The following is a 16588-nucleotide window of genomic DNA, read 5'->3' as shown; positions in this document are numbered from 1 at the left end:
GATACCCGGAGCAACCTGGCGGGCCCTCGCTCAGGTCACCACCACCAGCGGCACCCCGCGCCGCGGATGCTCCAGCACCACCACATCCTGCTGGTAGACCCGCTGCAGGTTGTCTTCGGTCAGCACCTGCAACGGCGTGCCGTCGGCCGCCACCCTGCCCTGTTCCAGCAGCACGATGCGGTCGGCATAGCCGGCGGCAAGATTGAGGTCGTGCAGCACCACGATCACGCACGCACCGGCTTCGGCACAGGCGCGCACACTGCGCAGCGTGCGCTCCTGATGGCGCAGATCCAGCGCGGCGGTCGGCTCATCCAGCAGCAGCAACGGCGTGTCCTGCGCCAGCACGCGCGCGAACGTGGTGCGGGCGGACTCGCCACCGGACAGCTGCTGCACCTCGCGCAGGCGCAGCGCCTGCAGTTCGGCGGCATCGATGGCCGCTTCCACCCGGGCTTCGTCCGTGACCGGGTCCGGCGGGTGTGGCAACCGGCCCATCACCACCACCTCCTCTACGCTGAAGGCGAAACGAACGCCGTGCTCCTGCGGCATTACCGCGCGCTCGCGCGCCAGCGGCCCGGCCTTGTAGCTGGCCAGCGGCTTGCCCAACAGGCTCACCTCGCCCGCATCGGCGCGCAGGTCGCCGGCCGCTACCGCCAGCAAGGTGGACTTGCCTGCGCCGTTCGGGCCAACCAGCGCGGTCACGGTACCCGGCTCGAACGCGAGCGAGATGCCATGCAGGATCTCGCGCTGCTGGCGGCGCACCACCACCTCATGCAGCTTCAACAGCACGCTCATGGCGCCGCCTTGCGGCGCTGCTGCAGCACCAGCCAGAGGAAGAACGGCGCACCCAGTGCGGCCGAGAACAGGCCCAGCGGAATCTCCGCGGGCGGATCGAGCGTGCGGGCCGCGGTGTCGGCCACCACGATCAGCAGCGCACCGAGCAGGCCGGACAACGGCAGCAACCAGCGATGACCGGGGCCGACCAGCAGGCGTGCCACGTGCGGCACCACCAGGCCAACGAAGCTGATCGAACCGGCAAATGCCACCGCCGCACCCACCAGCAGCGCACTGAACGCCACCAGTCGGCGACGCGTGCGGGTGACATCCAGCCCGAGGTGCTGTGCCTGGCGTTCGCCCAGCGCCAGCATGTCCAGCGGCGTAGCCAGCCGCTGCAACGCGAACACGCCAATGGCGAACAACGGCACCACGGCCGCCACATCAGCCCAGTTGGCACGCGCCAGCGAGCCCATCTGCCAGAACACCAGCGACTGCAGTTCGCTTTCGCTGGCGATGTAGGTGAGGAAACCGATCAGCGCCGAGCAGAACGCGGCCATCGCGATGCCTACCAGCAGCAGCGTGGCATTGCCACTGCCTTTCCCGGGCCGCGCCAGCGCGTAGGTCAGGCCGATCGCCAGCGCACCGCCGACGAACGCGGCCACCGGCACCAGCCAGCCTGCCGCACCGGCGGCCCCCAGCACGATGGCAGCCACCGCACCCAGCGCAGCACCCTGGCTGACACCGACGATGCCGGGATCGGCCAGCGGGTTACCGAACAGGCCCTGCAGGCTGGCACCGGCCATCGCCAGCGACGCACCGACCATCGCACCCAGCAAGGCACGCGGAATACGCAGCTGCCAGACCACGGCGAGGTCGCGGCTGCTGACCGCCTGCGGATCGAGCAGGCCCAGCTTCACCGCCAACGCCTGCATCACCTCCAGCGGCGGCAGCCGCAACGGGCCCACAGCGAACGAGGCCAGCACCGCACCCAGCAGTGCCAGCAACGCCACCAGCAACATCGTCCGCCCGCGACGGCGGCGCCGATCCGCCGGACTCATGCCTTCGGCAACGCCGCCAGGGCCTTGGCCAGCGCCAGCGCGCCAGCACCGGAACCGACACTGGTGTACTTCAGCTGCACGTCCGGCATCACCCAGACCCGATTGGCCTGCCCAGCCGGGGTCTGCTTCAGCGTCGGGTACGCCTTCCACAGGCCCTCGGCACCGCCGAACAGCTGCAGGTCATGCTCGGTCACCAGGATCACCTCCGGTGCTGCGGCGACCACGCCTTCATTGCTCAGCTGCGAGTAGTTCTTCACCCCCGCCTCGGTGCCGATGTTGACGCCGCCAGCCAACGCGATCAGCTGCGCCGAGGCGCTGTCGGCACCGGCAACAGTTGGTGAGCCGCCAGCGCCGGTGGCCGATACGTGGATCAGTCGTGGCGCATGGCCCAGGCCCTTGCCAATCGCTGCAGCCTCGTCGAGCTGGCGCTGCACCTGCGTGGCCAGTGCTTGCCCTGCCTCGGCCAGCCCTAGTGCCGCGGCGACCTTGCGCACCTTGTCCGGGGCCGGCTGCAGGTCATCGATGACCACCGCCGGCTCGCCCACTTCGCGCAGCTTCTTGGCCAGTTCGGTATGGCGGCGCAGGCTGTTGCCGAGGAACAGCGAGCCCTGCAGGCTCAGCACGCCCTCCACGCCAGTGGTTCGGTTGAACAGGAACTGGTGCGGCGCGGCCAGGCCAGCCTGGGTGGTGGTGTTGGTCGGCGCGGCAAAGACCTGCTTGCCCAGCCCCAGTGCTTCGATCACCGCGATGACGTCGTCGCCACCGGCGATGATGCGACTGGTATCGGCCACTTCAATGTCAGCGCCATCGTCGGAATGCACCTTGGCCGGCAGCACCGCCTTCTGGCCTCGCACGGCCGGCATTTCGGCACCTGCCACGCGCTGCCAGCCTGCCGGCAGCGCGGTTTCCGCAGCGGCCGCCGTTGCTGCGGGCGCCTCGGCAGGCGTATTGGCATCAGAGGGAGCCGACGAGCCGCCACAGGCAGCCAGCGCCAGCGAAACAGCCAACGGAAGCGCACACAGGCGCAGACGGGACGCAATGTTCATGCACATTCTCCTTGCTGGCAGGGCGACACGCACGCCGCCCTGCCCTGTGATTTACTGCTTCGGGGTGATGCGGGTGATGCGGTCACCCTTCGGGTCTTCAGCGCCGCGCGACTTGTTCACCGCGAACACGTTGCCCTTGCCATCGGCGCGGACGTGGTTCGGCAGCGTGCCGCCATCAAGATTGGCGACCACCTTGCCGTCACCGTTCACCACGGTGACCGTGCCAGCGCCACGGTTGCTGACATAGGCCAGGCCGGAGGCATCATCGAAGGCGACGTTCAGCGCGCCGGCGCCGACCGGCACATCGTGCAGCACCTTGCCGGCGGCCACATCAACGATCAGCAGGTTGTCGGTGCCCTGCGAGGCCACGTACAGACGGTTGCGCGCGGCGTCGAAGGCCACGCCCGAGGCACTGATCGAATTGCCCAGATCGATGACCTTCTCGACCTTGCCGCTGGCCACATCGATCACTGCCGCCTCCGGGGTGCCGATGCTGACGGTGAACAGCTTGCCGCCCTTCTCGTCCAGCACCAGGCTCATCGGGGTGAACTTGCCGTCGTCCACGCCGGATTCCAGCGTCACCTGCGGCAGTTCCTTGAAGGTCTTCGCATCGAACACCGACAGGTGGTCCTCGCCGGTGGCAGAAGCGAACACCTTGCCGCGCGTGCCGTCGACCACCACGTCACGCGCATGCGGCACGGCATCGACCGGGAACTGATGAACCAGCGACAGGTCCTTCTGGCGATAGACCGCAATCGAATTCTGGCGCGTGTTGGTGACCCAGACGTTGCCGTTGGTGTCATCCACGCCGACGCCGTAAACCGCGTACACCGCACCATTGGTGCTGCCGGGCACCTGCGCCGGGGTGATCGCCTTGGTCACCTTCAGCGACTTCGGGTCCAGCTTCAGCAGCTGCGATCGGGTCACCGGCGGGCGGCCCACGGCCGAGGTCACGAACACCGCGTTGCTGGCGGCGCTGTAGGCAGACTGGTACAGGCCCGGCACCAGCTTGTTGGACTGCGTGGCGAACTGCGCCTGGCCGGACAGCGGCAGCTGCGGCGAGACGCGCAGCTTCAGCACGGTGGCTGCAGCCGGCTGGCTGGCGCGTACCACCACCGGGTGGGTACCCGGCACCGCGTCGGCCGGAATGCTCAACTGGGTCTTGAAGTTGCCATCCGCGTCGACCACCAGCGGCTGCGCGTTGAGCACGCTGTCGCCACGCAGCAGGCTGACCTTCTGGCCCGGCACGAAACCGCGGCCGACCACGTCGGCAGTGCTGCCGGGAACCACGTTCTCACCGCGTGAGACAACTTCACCCTTGAAGGTGGCGTTGGCCGGCTGATCGAACACCGGCTGCGCGGTGGCGGTTACCGCCAGCAACAGGCCGGCGGCGAGGAAGGTGAGACGGAAAGACGGACGGAACGACATGGAAGGCTCCTTGCACACGTAGACCGCGCCACGCGACGCGGGATTCATCGGTTGCCTGGGCCGCTGCACGCCGGCAGCTTCGCCTGGGTAGTGGGGTCGCACGGCATCGCGTGCGAAGGGATTCACTCGGCGGCGTTGTCACCACCCGTGGCGGCACCGTCACCGGCGCTGCGGTCGGTCACGCCGTACAGTTCATGCAGCGCGGCATGGAACGAGGCCGGCAGCATCGGGCCGTGTCCCAGCCCCGGGAACTCGCGGTACTGCACGCTCAGGCCCGGCACCTTGGCCAGCCGTTCGGACAACTGCATCGCCGCATCCGGCGTGGCACCACCGATGCGGCGCAGGTGCGCGACCACCCGTGGGTTGCTCAGGTCGCGCTTGCCACGGTCGCCAACACGCTCGGCGCCACCCAGCATCAGCCAGAGCTTTGCCGGCTGGCCATGCACGTTCTGCACGAACTGCTGTTCCGGATCACCCAGCGCCGCGCCCTGGCTCCACCACAGCGACGGGCTGGCCGCCAGGTAGGACTGGAAGGCGGCGGGACGGGTGTACAGCGCATTGAGCACGAACAACCCACCCAGCGAGTGGCCCCACAGCGCTTGCTGCTGCGTATCGATGCGTGCGCGACGCTCGACTTCCGGCTTGATGCGGCGTTCGATCACATCCAGGAAGGCCGCAGCACCACCGCCGACCGCCTGGGTCGTACCGCTCTCATCGTCGGCGCGGTCGATCCACGCGGTGTAGTCGCGGGTGCGCGCCTTGGAATCGATGCGCAGGTCATTGTCGTAGCCGATCAGCACCAGCACCGGCGGTGCCTTGCGCGCGGCCAGTTCGGCCAGCAGCGGCTGATCCAGCACCATGGCCACGGCATTGCCATCCAGCGCGTACAGCACCGGCAATGGCGCCTTGCCGGCCTTGGCCGGGATCGCCAGGTTCACCCGCCAACGGCGTTGCTGGTCGGGACTGTCCACCACGAAATGCTCGAAGCGATAGCTGGCCGCGGGCTCGTCGAGCACGGTGTGGCCGATCTTCTGCAGCGGATTGCGCTGCTGTGCATGGGCGTACGGGGTGGCCAGGAGCAGACCCATCATCAAGGCGGCCACGCCGCAGGCCAGCGGACCACGGCGCAAAGGCGGGACGAAATGCTTCATCAGCGGCGGCAGAAGCGGCCCAGGGCCGCCGGTTCACAGGGGACCGCAGTCTACCTTAAACGCGAATGATTATCACATCGATCGAACGTCACGCTGTGTATCACGCGCGCGACGACCGGTTGCGCTGGGCACGGCATTTCCCCTATTTTGCCGGCCACCGGGGCATTGGATCGCCCCGCTTACAGCGCGTCCACGGAAGGCGGGCAGTCTGCCGTCGGTCCGGTCGCGTTCATCCGCGCCATGACCGCCATGGGATTGGATCCCATGATTGTGAGAACCCGTGAAGCACACCGCACTGATTGCCCTTACCCTCGGCCTGCTCGCCCCGCTGGCCGCACAGGCCGCGCAGGACCTGCCAACGCTCTACCAGGCCTATGAAGAGGCCGGCAACTCGACACTGAGCATGGAAGAACTCAACCAGACGGTGACTTTCAGTGCTGTGGCGCTGGGCGTCTCCAGCAACCTGGCGGGCGAACCGCTCATTGAGGCCGGCGACGACCAGGGCAATGTCCTGGCCCGGCTGACCACTGACGATGCGCAGCAGGCCGCCAAGCTCAGCGCGCTGGAAGAAGGCGCCGTGTTCACCGCCAGCTGCACGCTGCAGTTCAGCTCGGGCACGGACTACCTGTCCTTCGGCGATTGCGCCATCAAGTAAAGACGAAGCCGGCGAAACGCCGGCTTCTTTTCTTTGCCTCTATTGCGTCGAGCCATGCTCGACGCATGCAAGATCACGGCCCCGAAGGCACCGGACCATACACGTTCTCCTGCGGCGTGCCCGGCAGCAGCGAGAAGATCATGATCACAATGCCACCGCCCGGCACCAGCGCCAGCAGGAACAGCCAGCCCGACTGGTTGCAGTCATGCAGGCGGCGTACGGTCACAGCGATCAGCGGCACGATCGTGGCCAGCCACATCACACACAGCAGTACCACCATGCCGATCAGGATGGCGGCCAGTGCATCGGGGCTATTGCGCAGCAGGATCGCCAGCACGCCAGCCAGCAGCATCACCGCGGTTGCGACCAGGAACAGGAACAGCTGGTACATCCAGTACTCGCGGCGGTTGGCACGGCCCTCGAACTGGGCGTAGCGCTTCAACGGCAGAATCATTTCCTGCACGGCATCGATCCTTGAAAAGAGAAGCCGCGCAGTCTGCCAAACACGTCCCGAACAGGCAACGGCCCGGCGCCGTCGTGCAGTGCCTCAACGCTGCCAGGGCTCGAAGATGACGGTCACGCTGCCCTGGTAGTGCGTGCCGGGGTGGCGCAACAGCTCGGCGGTGGCCTCGGCATCGGTCTCCACCCGCAACCGTGCATGCGGGGACAGCTGCGCCCCGATCGACCGATCAGGCTCGACCACCAGCGGCGGCCCTGACGAGGCCTCGGCAGGGATACGCGCGTAGTGTACCGGCCCACCCTCATACCGGGCGTAGCCGGCCAGGTTCACGCTCAGGTCGATGGGCACCGGTGCCGGCCCGGCGCCCGCCGGCGCGATCGCGCAGCGCTCGCCGGCATACAGCCCGCAGCGCAGCCTGATCGACAACGGCGCCGTGCTGCCAAAGCGTAGCGGCACCTCCTGCAACAGGCGCTGGGGCGCCGGATTGGCACGCCAGCCGCCCTGCGGGGCCAGGGTGACCTGCGCGGAGGCGGCGCCATCGCCGAAGCTGACCACCACCTGGTTGACGACCTCGACTTCAAATTCCACCTCGAGTGTCGTCGCGCCGTCCGCGCCCACGTCGATATCACCGGTACGGCCGACCTGGATGCGCCGCGTGCCGCGATAGATGCCGTTGCCCACGCCAGCCAATCCAGGCGCAGTCATGCGGAACGTCAACGCGGTCAGCTCGACGCTTGCATCGATCTCATCTCCCGGCACGACGTTATCCCAGTCGCCGCCGATGCCGGTGATCGGCTGCGGAAGGCAGAGCGCCGGCCCCGTTGCGCTGGCAAGCACATACAGATTGCTCCAGCTGCGCGGCCCGGCGTGACCGAAGCTTCCCACATCGGAAGTACGGCATCCCCCACTGTCGCTCGCACGGGCACGCGGATTGCGCCCCTCCGCCACCTGGTACCTCACCGCGGCGCCGATCAGCTCGACCTCAATCCTGAACCACTCGCCGTTCTCGCGGGTCAGGTATACGCCCTGGGGACCGGTATCCAGCTCGATGTGCGGGCGAGAGGTGAGCACGGTACTGCCCGCCACCAGGGTCTGCCGGCCGATCACCACGCCCGGGCTCTGGTAGCGTCGCCATGCCCATCGCCCGGCAGGCCTCCGGCGTGGCCCCCACGTCTCCGCCTCTTCTGCCACACGGCCCGTTGTGATTGGCGGGGTTCATCTCGGTCCACTGCACGCGCGGACGGCCCTCGCCCAGTTTCGGCGCAAAGCGGCCGGCAATGGTTTCGCTGGCGGTGGCACTACCGGCCAACAGCAGCAGCGCCCACAGCGGCAACCACGCCCACCGCGGGAGACCGCGGGCCGGTGTGCAGCTCCATACGCTGCGCCCCTTCCGACCGCACCCGCATCGGCCCGTGCAACCCGGCAACGGCATGAAGACTTCCAGCAAACAGACAAGGATGTCTTATCCCACGCCGGGTCCACGCTGCCCATGCAACAAGTACGAAAATGCGGGCTACCTGCCCTTTGCCGCCCTCGCCGCTTCGCGCTCGGCACGCAGCCGGTCCAGCTTTTCCTTCAGCTTGATTTCCAGGCCGCGCGGCACCGGGTTGTAGTACACCCGTTCGCCCATCGCATCCGGGAAACCCGTCTGGTCCAGCGCGATGCCGCCTTCGGCATCATGGTCGTACTGGTACTCGGCGCCGTAGCCGAGCTCCTTCATCAGCTTGGTCGGTGCATTGCGCAGGTGCAGCGGCACTTCTTCGGTACCACTCTCGCGCACGTCGGCCTTGGCCTGGTTGAAGGCCGCATAGCCGGCATTCGACTTGGCCGTGCTGGCCAGATAGAGCACCAGCTGGGCGAAGGCCAGTTCGCCCTCCGGGCTGCCCAGCCGCTCGTAGATGTCCCAGGCCTCCAGCGCCATGCTCTGCGCGCGTGGATCGGCCAGGCCGATGTCCTCGATGGCCATGCGGGTCAGCCGCCGTGCCAGATAGGACGGATCGCAGCCACCATCGAGCATGCGGGTCAGCCAGTACAGCGCCGCATCGGGGTTGGAGCTGCGCACGGACTTGTGCAGCGCCGAGATCTGGTCGTAGAACTGCTCACCGCCCTTGTCGAAGCGACGGGTGCGGTCGGCCAGCACCTGGGTCAGGGTCTGCGGGGTGATACGCCCCCCCTCCCCGCCCGCCAGCTCGGCGGCGATCTCCAACAGGGTCAGCGCACGGCGCACGTCGCCGTCGGCGGCGGTAGCGATTTCCAGCAGCAGCTCGGGGGCGACCTCGATGCCCTCTTCGCCCAGGCCGCGCTCGCGGTCGCCCAGTGCGCGCTGCAGCGCCTCGACGATGTCGGTCGGCGAAACGCCTTCCAGCACATGCACGCGGCAACGCGACAGCAGCGCCGAGTTCAGCTCGAACGACGGATTCTCGGTGGTGGCACCGACGAACAGGATCGTGCCGCGTTCGATGTGCGGCAGGAATGCATCCTGCTGTGCCTTGTTGAAGCGGTGCACCTCGTCCACGAACAGCACGGTGCGACGGCCTTCGGCGAAGCGCTGCGCCGCCTCGGCCAGCACCTGGCGCACTTCCGGCAGGCCGGACAGCACGGCAGAAATGGCGCGGAATTCCGCATCGGCGTACTCGGCCAGCAGCAGCGCCAGCGTGGTCTTGCCGCAGCCCGGCGGCCCCCACAGGATCATCGAATGCACCCGCCCGGATTCGACCGCGCGGCGCAGCGCGCTGTCCGGCGCCAGCAGGCGCTTCTGCCCGACCATTTCGTCCAGGGTGCGCGGGCGCATGCGCTCGGCCAGCGGGCGCATGTGTTCCCGATCGACGCTCAGCAGATCGGGGCCGGGGAAGGAAGTGGAGCGATGTCTTGGCACCCGGTCATTGTACCGCGCCGCCAAAAGGTAGCGCCGGGCCGTGCCCGGCGGGCGGGATGCGATGTCTGGTAGTGCCGGCCGCTGGCCGGCAGATCAACAGCGTGTCAACCAAGGTTGACACCCACCAGGGCGGTCCCGGTTGAAACCCACCAGAGCAGAAAGCGCCGGGCCATGCCGGCGATCAGGCCGCACGGGTGGTAGTGCCGGCCGCTGGCCGGCAGCCCCGCGATGTGTCGGAAATGAACCGAAGCCGGCGCAGCCAATCCACCGGTAAGCCGCTGATTCACATGGAGCATGCTTTCGCGGGGCCCTTGTGTCCTCATCAGTAACCGAGAATTTGGAACTCAACCATTCAGGACCCATTCGTGCGCGATCCCGAATCCAATGTCTTTGAGTTCATTGCTGGCTGCGCGGTCGATGCGGACATCTACTATCTGGCTGCAGCCCTTGGCCCTGGGCATGAATACTACGACCCGGATCCCGGCCCACCCACCCGCATGTTCGTCTTTGGCCGCACCCCCAAAGAGGAGTGGTTCTACCATGACCTGCAGGACTTCCAGGTCATGTCCACAGAGCTTGTCCCAGAGGAAGAAGGCGGTCGCCCCCGTCGTGTGCTTGCCCTTGATTTCTATGGGCAGCTGGAAGATTACTCCCGTGCTGGGGCCACGATCGAGTACGTCTCGGCGGAAGGCGCCGACTTCCCCGGAGGTCTTACCCGTTTGCGACTGCTGGGCGACGCCCTTTTCTGCGCGGGCCCAAGAGGACAGATCTATCATCGGGGCGACGGCGGATGGCGGCAGCTTCCAACCCAATTCGCGACTGCCTTCTGCGAGGAGGACGAAGACGAGTCGGATCTGGATGACTTCGACAGTTGGCTCGAAGATTTCGGCCACCTGCTCGAACTGGGCGATGCTCCCGCACTTCCTCGAGATCCGATGGAACGCGACGCAGAGCTTCGCCGGAGATTCGCCGATTGGCGCGCCCACATGACCCATGTCCGGGAGGATGAGCGATTCAACCAGCTACTCGCTGAGTTCCGCGTGGGCAGCGTGAACGACCTCTGCGGAACGGGCTTTGCTGACCTCTACGCAATCGGCTCCCAAGGCTTGATTGCGCACTGGGATGGCTCGAGCTGGACCGTGCCCGAACAAGTCACTACTGCCGAGCTGCTTCATGCTTGCAGGACCGACCAGGGCCGCCTCGTCCTTGTAGGAATGCACGGCACCATCGTTACGGGCGACATCTCCACTGGATTCGAGTGCCTCCAACACGAGGTCGGCGAAGGCATCAACTTCAACTCTGTGTGCCAGTACAAGCAACAGGTTTACATCGGCTCTGAGAATGGCGGCCTCTACGTCTACAGTCTAGAAACCGGCGTAGTTGAACCGTTGCTGGAAGGCATCCCCGAAGAACTGAGAGATGCAACGATTGTTGATATCAGTTCCGTCGGTAGCGTGCTGTGGGTGCTGACGCCCTGGGACCTGGTTCGATTTGATGGCACCGCGTGGCAGGTGATCGTTCACCCGGACAACGGATGAGCTGGCCGAGCGCTTGCCAACCAAGGTTGGCACCCACCAGAGCGGGTCAGGTCGGATTGCGGCAGCGCCGAACCCTGCCCGACGGATCAGGCCGCAAGGGTCGGTAGTGCCGGCCGCTGGCCGGCAGATCAAAACATGTCAACCAAGGTTGACACCCACCAAGGCGGTCCCGGTTGGCACCCACCAGAGCAGGCAGGGCCAGGCCATGCCCGGCAGATCAGGCCACAGGATCGGTAGTGCCGGCCGCTGGCCGGCAGATCAAAGGCATGTCAACCAAGGTTGACACCCACCAAGGCGGTCCCGGTTGACACCCACCAAAGCGCCTCCGCCCACAGATCAGTTACCGATGACGTCGGTGCCCTTCGGCGGGGTGAAGCTGAAAGTGCCCGCAGCAAAGCCCGGGTTGCGCTTCCAGCCACTGAAGGTGATCACGGTGCGCTGGCCGACGGCGTCGGTGATTTCCATCTTGGCCAGGCCCTGGGCGTTGAAGCCCAGCGCGGCGTACTGGAAGCTGGCCTCGGTCTCGCGCTTCGGCGACAGCGACAGCCACTGCAGGCCATCACGCTGTGCAGCCTCTTCGCTGACGTCGTACTGCTGCTCCAGCAACGCCGGGTTGATCAGCGCGGTCAGCGGGCTGTTCTGCTCTTCCTTGCCCTGCTCGCGCACGGTGGCCTGCTCCAGGTCCGGCTCGTACATCCAGACCTTCTTGCCGTCAGCCACGATCAACTGCTCGTGCGGGCGCACGTATTCCCAACGGAACAGGCGCGGCGCCGACAGCGCCACACGGCCGCTGGTCGATTCCTTCACCTTGCCGCGGCTGTCGAACACCTGCTGGCTGAACTGTCCGTCCAGGCCCTTCAGGCCACTGGTGAAAGTCTTCAGGTCATCGCGGGCGCCAGCCCAGGCGCTGCCGGCGGCGGCGCAGGCCACGGCCAGGGTGGTGGTGGCAAGGAAACGACGGAAGCGGAAGTTCATGCGGGAATCCTGTGGGCGCGGGCGCCAGGAAAGGTGGTTGCCAGTGTGCCCGGGGAAAGATGAATGGGCGATCAGGGCGACATTATGCCGCCCTGAACGTCCATCGGCGATTCAGCCACCGGATCCCGGCAGCTTGCCGTACAGCACCTGGCCACGGAAGCCACGCCGCACTTCGCGGTACAGCGCGCGGAACGCCGGATAGTCCTGCGGCTGGCACAATGCCTCCGGGCCGCGCACCGCATTCTGCTGCAAGCGTTGGTGCACGATCACCTCCTGGCCCTCGCGACTCCAGTCCACGCGGTACTCGCCGGCGGCATTGGCGAAACGCTGGCTGGCCGGAATGGCGATGATCGGCGCGTTGGCCGGGAACTGCAGGCGATAGGTTTCCTCGCGCAGGCTGGCATTGCAGTAGAACGGCGTCTCGTTGGCCGGCGCCGAGGCGGTAGCGTACAGGCCACGCACCGACTCGCCACCTGGCGGGTCCGGCACGGCCATGCCGCCGGCCACGCTGAAGTCGGCGTAGTCCTCGGCCTGGAACGCCATGCGATAGCCAAACGGCCGGGTCAGGTCGACCGGCACGCCCTGGATCTGCAGCTGCCCTCGCCCGTCGAAACCGGACGCGGCCATGATCTGCTCCTCGGCGCGCGCACGGTTCTGCGCGTTGAGCTGGGAGAACTGGGCGCGCATGCCGATCTCGGCGTTCTCGCCCAGCTTCGGAATCGTCTCGCCGCGCAGGTTGCCGTTGGCATCAAACGTGAAACGCACCTCCATCGACGTCGCATTGCGCTCCGGCGTATTGGCCGGGGTACGCGCCAGCGTAGCGTCACGGGTACGCATCACCGGTGCACCCAGGTCACCCTCTGGCAGCTGACCGAAGCGCGCCCACGCGGTGGTCGAATCCAGGTACAGATCAAACTCGGGAATGTAGGTGATGGCGTGGTTGAAGCGGCCCAGCACCGGAATCTTCGGCAACGTCGGGCCACCGCCCGCACCGATCAGCACCGGCGAGCTGGCGATCCCCTTGGCCGCCAGCAGCGCCTCCAGGATCGTCACGTGGTCCTTGCAGTCACCGTAGTGGTTGTCGAGGATGCTCTGCGCGCTGTTCGGCTCCAGCCCGCCATTGCCCAGGTACACCGCCACGTAGCGGATGTTCTGCGCAACCCAGCGGTACAGCGCATCAGCCTGCTCGCGGCGGTCGCTGATACCCGCGGTGATCTCATCAGCCAGCGCCTGCAGCGCCGGGGTCACCTCGGCCGCCGGGCCCGCCTTGAGCTGGTAGGCGCGACCCATCTGCGACCAGTCACGATAGGTACTGGCCATGATGTTCGGGCCGAACTCCCAGCCCGCCGCCGACCAGTTCTGCGCCGGCATCGCCTCGCGACGCTGGTAGCGCCAGCGCCACTGCGCCTGGCCGTTCTTCACCGTCGGCCGATCGCTGCCCTGCACGCCGCGGCTGTCGATGAACATCGGCAGGTTGGCCGGCGCACTCAGGGTGACTTCGGCGTCCTCGTACTCGGTGAACACATTGAAGGTCTCCCACAGGCCGAAATAGCCCGGGAAGTACGGCGTGGCCTGGGTGCGGCGCACCTGGTAGTACAGGCGGGTGCCCGGGGCCAGGTTCGGGAACACGATCACCCGTACCTTGCGGTCGGCATACATCGCCGCCGAGGCGCTGGAGTAGCTTTCCTGGGTGTAGATGCGGTCGGCCGGCACGTCGCGGCGCTGGCCGTCGGCGGTGATGGTGTAGGCGCCAAGCACCTCCAGGGTTTCCATCTTCTCGCTGTAGCTCAGCCGCACCTGGCTGAACTGCTCGACCGAGGCCTTGGTCTTGAGCAGCACTTCGTAGGTTTCGGTCTGCACATTGCCGGCATCCGGCCGCACCTGGTAGTCGGCGCGGTAACGGACAATGCTGAAATTATTGCTGGCTTCGGTATCGCCGCTGGTGGAAGGCGGCGCCGTGGCGGGCGCGGAGGTGGCGGTGTCTGCCAGTGCCGGGCCGGCAGCCATCAGGGCAGCCAGCGCCAGCGCCAGCGCGCTTGGTACGGGGTGAAGCATGCGTCGGTTCCTTGGACGTCGTGGGGGATACGTCGGGTCTTACTTCGGCGGCGGCGGTGCCAGCACCGTGCGGTCGCCGTTGTGCTCGGGCGGGCTGACCACGCCGGCCGCTTCCATGGCCTCGATCAGTCGCGCTGCACGGTTGTAGCCGATCTTCAGCCGGCGCTGCACGCCGGAAATCGATGCACGGCGGGTCTCGGTGACCACCCGCAGCGCTTCGTCATACAGCGGGTCGGACTCGTCGCCGGACGAACTGTTCTCGGGCAGGCCGGTGGCGCCGACGACCACGCCGTCGCCCATCGTCTGCACTTCGTCCAGCACGCCGTCCACATAGTCGGCAGGGCCCATCGCCTTGAGGTGCTCGACCACGCGATGCACTTCATCGTCGGACACGAACGCACCATGCACGCGCTCGGGTAGCGCGGTGCCCGGCGGCAGGTACAGCATGTCGCCGTGGCCGAGCAGGGTTTCCGCACCGGACTGGTCGAGGATGGTGCGCGAGTCGATCTTGGAGCTGACCTGGAAGGCGATACGGGTCGGGATGTTGGCCTTGATCAGGCCGGTGATCACGTCCACCGACGGGCGCTGCGTGGCCAGGATCAGGTGGATGCCGGCCGCACGTGCCTTCTGTGCCAGGCGCGCGATCAGCTCTTCCACCTTCTTGCCGACGATCATCATCATGTCGGCGAATTCGTCGATGAAGATGACGATGAACGGCAGGGTTTCCAGCGGGCGCGGCGCCTCTCCCAGTTCCGGGTTCGGCTTGAACAGCGGGTCCATCAGCGGCTGTCCTGCGTCCTGGGCTTCCTTCACCTTCTTGTTGAAGCCGGCCAGGTTGCGCACGCCCACTGCGCTCATCAGCTTGTAGCGGCGCTCCATCTCGGCCACGCACCAGCGCAGGCCGTTGGCGGCCTCCTTCATGTCGGTGACCACAGGTGCCAGCAGGTGCGGGATGCCCTGGTAGACGCTCAGTTCGAGCATCTTCGGGTCGATCATCAGCATCCGCAGGTCTTTCGGCGAGGCCTTGAACAACAGGCTCAGCACCATCGCGTTGACCGCCACCGACTTGCCCGAACCGGTGGTACCGGCCACCAGCAGATGCGGCATGCGCGCCAGGTCGGCCACGGTCGGGCGACCGGCGATGTCCTTGCCCAGCGCCAGGGTCAGCACGCTGGCCGACTTGTCATATTCCTTCGAGCGCAGCAGCTCGGACAGGAAGATCATCTCGCGGGTGACGTTGGGGATTTCCAGGCCGATCACCGACTTGCCCGGAATGACGTCGACCACGCGCACCGACTTCACCGACAAGCCGCGCGCGATGTCCTTGTCCAGCGAACTGATCTGGCTGACCTTGATACCCGGTGCCGGCTCGATCTCGAAGCGGGTGATGACCGGGCCGGGATTGGCGCCGACCACCTGCGCATCGATGCGGAAGTCCTTCAGCTTGAACTCGATCTGCCGCGACAGGGTCTCCAGCGTCTCCTCGTCGTAGCCCTTGGGCTGCGGCTTGGGATCATCCAGCAGCGCCAGCGGCGGCAGGTCCGAGCCATCACCGTTGACGCCGCGGAACATCGGAATCTGGGTATCGCGCTTGGCCCGATCGCTCTTCTCGATCACCGGCTCCGGACGCGGCTCGATCTTCACCGGCTCGCGCTTGGCGCGCACCTCGGCGTCGGCCTTGCGCACTTCCTGGCGCTCCTCGCGCATCACCCGGGTCTGCTTCCACTCGGTGACTTCTTCCTTCTTGCGTTCCAGCAACGGCGCCAGCGACATCACGCCGCGGCCGATCTTCTCCATCACCGTGAACCAGGACAGCCCGGTCGCGAGCGTGATCGAGGCCAGCAGCAGCACCAGCACGAACAGGTTGGCGCCCAGCGCGCCGAAGCCCACCGTGAGCGAATTGCCCACCAGCTTGCCAAGGATGCCGCCGGCGCTGGAGACGTCGCCACTGAACAGGCGCACGTGCAGGAAGCCGGTGCCGGCGATGAGGAAACCGACCAGGCCGACCAGGCGCAGCGCAGGATCCAGGTCGTTCTCGCCCTTGCTCTCGCGCTTGAGGCCGAACATGGCGATCCACCCCAGCGCGCCGAGCACCACCGGCAGCAGGAAGGCGATGTAGCCGAACAGCTGCAGCAGCACGTCGGCGATCCAGGCCCCGGCGCGGCCACCCAGGTTGTGCACTGGCGCGACCACACTGCCGGTATGCGACCAACCCGGATCAGTCGCCGAATAGGTGAAAAGACTGGCCGCCAGGTACAGCAGGGCCGGCGCGATGGCGATCAGGCCCAGATCGCGCCAGAGACGCTGGCGGCGTGGATTGTCGGTCGTCGCCGCCGCGGCCGTGCGACGTGACGCCTTGCTGTCGTCGGACTTGGAGCGTTCGGGGACCTGCTTCGCCACCTTAGACCATACCTTTGGAATGCGCTGTTAGTGATTGATAATAAACGAGACGGCGTCAGTTTTCAGTTACGCGACGTCCGGCAGGCCAATCCGGGGGCCGAAACCACTGCTGGATGACGGCGTTCCGTTCATCGGCTTGAATCGCCCTGCCCCAGCCGCCACTCTATGACCAG

General features: G+C 66.8%; 13 protein-coding genes. 2 read left to right on the top strand and 11 right to left on the bottom strand.

What is annotated here, in order from left to right; all coding sequences use genetic code 11:
• Positions 1 to 30: 30 nt before the first annotated feature.
• The 5 genes from AC5P8Y_RS08490 to AC5P8Y_RS08470 form a co-directional block, all read right to left on the bottom strand.
• On the bottom strand, positions 31 to 792 hold the full coding sequence (locus AC5P8Y_RS08490) for a heme ABC transporter ATP-binding protein (RefSeq protein ID WP_111108590.1): 762 nt from the start codon (positions 790 to 792) through the stop codon (positions 31 to 33).
• Positions 789 to 1832 (bottom strand): FecCD family ABC transporter permease, encoded by a 1044-nt coding sequence (locus AC5P8Y_RS08485; protein WP_012480148.1) that lies wholly within the window; start codon positions 1830 to 1832, stop codon positions 789 to 791. Before AC5P8Y_RS08485 ends, AC5P8Y_RS08490 begins: the two co-directional genes overlap by 4 nt.
• A complete protein-coding gene (locus AC5P8Y_RS08480) occupies positions 1829 to 2878 on the bottom strand; it encodes a heme/hemin ABC transporter substrate-binding protein (RefSeq protein ID WP_288418618.1) in 1050 nt (349 codons plus the stop codon). Before AC5P8Y_RS08480 ends, AC5P8Y_RS08485 begins: the two co-directional genes overlap by 4 nt.
• A gap of 51 nt (positions 2879 to 2929) precedes the next feature.
• On the bottom strand, positions 2930 to 4306 hold the full coding sequence (locus tag AC5P8Y_RS08475) for a YncE family protein (RefSeq protein ID WP_495201905.1): 1377 nt from the start codon (positions 4304 to 4306) through the stop codon (positions 2930 to 2932).
• A 122-nt stretch (positions 4307 to 4428) separates the two neighbouring features.
• On the bottom strand, positions 4429 to 5457 hold the full coding sequence (locus AC5P8Y_RS08470; RefSeq protein WP_049402993.1) for an alpha/beta hydrolase: 1029 nt from the start codon (positions 5455 to 5457) through the stop codon (positions 4429 to 4431).
• Between the two features lie 280 nt (positions 5458 to 5737).
• Between AC5P8Y_RS08470 and AC5P8Y_RS08465 the strand changes: the two genes are divergently transcribed.
• Positions 5738 to 6112, top strand: coding sequence for a hypothetical protein (locus AC5P8Y_RS08465; RefSeq protein WP_033834965.1), 375 nt, complete (start codon positions 5738 to 5740; stop codon positions 6110 to 6112).
• 73 nt (positions 6113 to 6185) lie between these two features.
• Here the strand turns inward: AC5P8Y_RS08465 and AC5P8Y_RS08460 are convergent, their stop codons facing one another.
• From AC5P8Y_RS08460 to AC5P8Y_RS08450, 3 genes are all read right to left on the bottom strand, one after another.
• On the bottom strand, positions 6186 to 6575 hold the full coding sequence (locus AC5P8Y_RS08460; protein WP_049452898.1) for a DUF805 domain-containing protein: 390 nt from the start codon (positions 6573 to 6575) through the stop codon (positions 6186 to 6188).
• Positions 6576 to 6659: 84 nt separating this feature from the next.
• Positions 6660 to 7682, bottom strand: a complete 1023-nt coding sequence (locus tag AC5P8Y_RS08455; RefSeq protein ID WP_495201904.1) for a hypothetical protein — start codon at positions 7680 to 7682, stop codon at positions 6660 to 6662.
• A gap of 403 nt (positions 7683 to 8085) precedes the next feature.
• On the bottom strand, positions 8086 to 9384 hold the full coding sequence (locus AC5P8Y_RS08450) for a replication-associated recombination protein A (protein ID WP_495201903.1): 1299 nt from the start codon (positions 9382 to 9384) through the stop codon (positions 8086 to 8088).
• A gap of 428 nt (positions 9385 to 9812) precedes the next feature.
• Between AC5P8Y_RS08450 and AC5P8Y_RS08445 the strand changes: the two genes are divergently transcribed.
• Complete coding sequence (locus AC5P8Y_RS08445) at positions 9813 to 10985, top strand: hypothetical protein (RefSeq protein ID WP_227864393.1); 1173 nt, start codon at positions 9813 to 9815, stop codon at positions 10983 to 10985.
• A gap of 336 nt (positions 10986 to 11321) precedes the next feature.
• Here the strand turns inward: AC5P8Y_RS08445 and lolA are convergent, their stop codons facing one another.
• The 3 genes from lolA to AC5P8Y_RS08430 all read right to left on the bottom strand — a co-directional run bounded on the left by lolA (position 11322) and on the right by AC5P8Y_RS08430 (position 16415).
• On the bottom strand, positions 11322 to 11960 hold the full coding sequence (lolA, locus tag AC5P8Y_RS08440; protein WP_308305448.1) for an outer membrane lipoprotein periplasmic chaperone LolA: 639 nt from the start codon (positions 11958 to 11960) through the stop codon (positions 11322 to 11324).
• Between the two features lie 111 nt (positions 11961 to 12071).
• A complete protein-coding gene (locus AC5P8Y_RS08435; RefSeq protein ID WP_495201902.1) occupies positions 12072 to 14015 on the bottom strand; it encodes a DUF3857 domain-containing protein in 1944 nt (647 codons plus the stop codon).
• 39 nt (positions 14016 to 14054) lie between these two features.
• Positions 14055 to 16415 carry a DNA translocase FtsK gene (locus tag AC5P8Y_RS08430; RefSeq protein ID WP_049452652.1) on the bottom strand — a complete coding sequence of 787 codons (2361 nt, stop codon included), beginning with the start codon at positions 16413 to 16415 and terminating at the stop codon, positions 14055 to 14057.
• Positions 16416 to 16588: the final 173 nt, after the last annotated feature.

The organism is Stenotrophomonas sp. YJH_SMC_12-1 (assembly GCF_059370935.1).
This window is presented reverse-complemented; position numbering and strand designations above follow the sequence as displayed.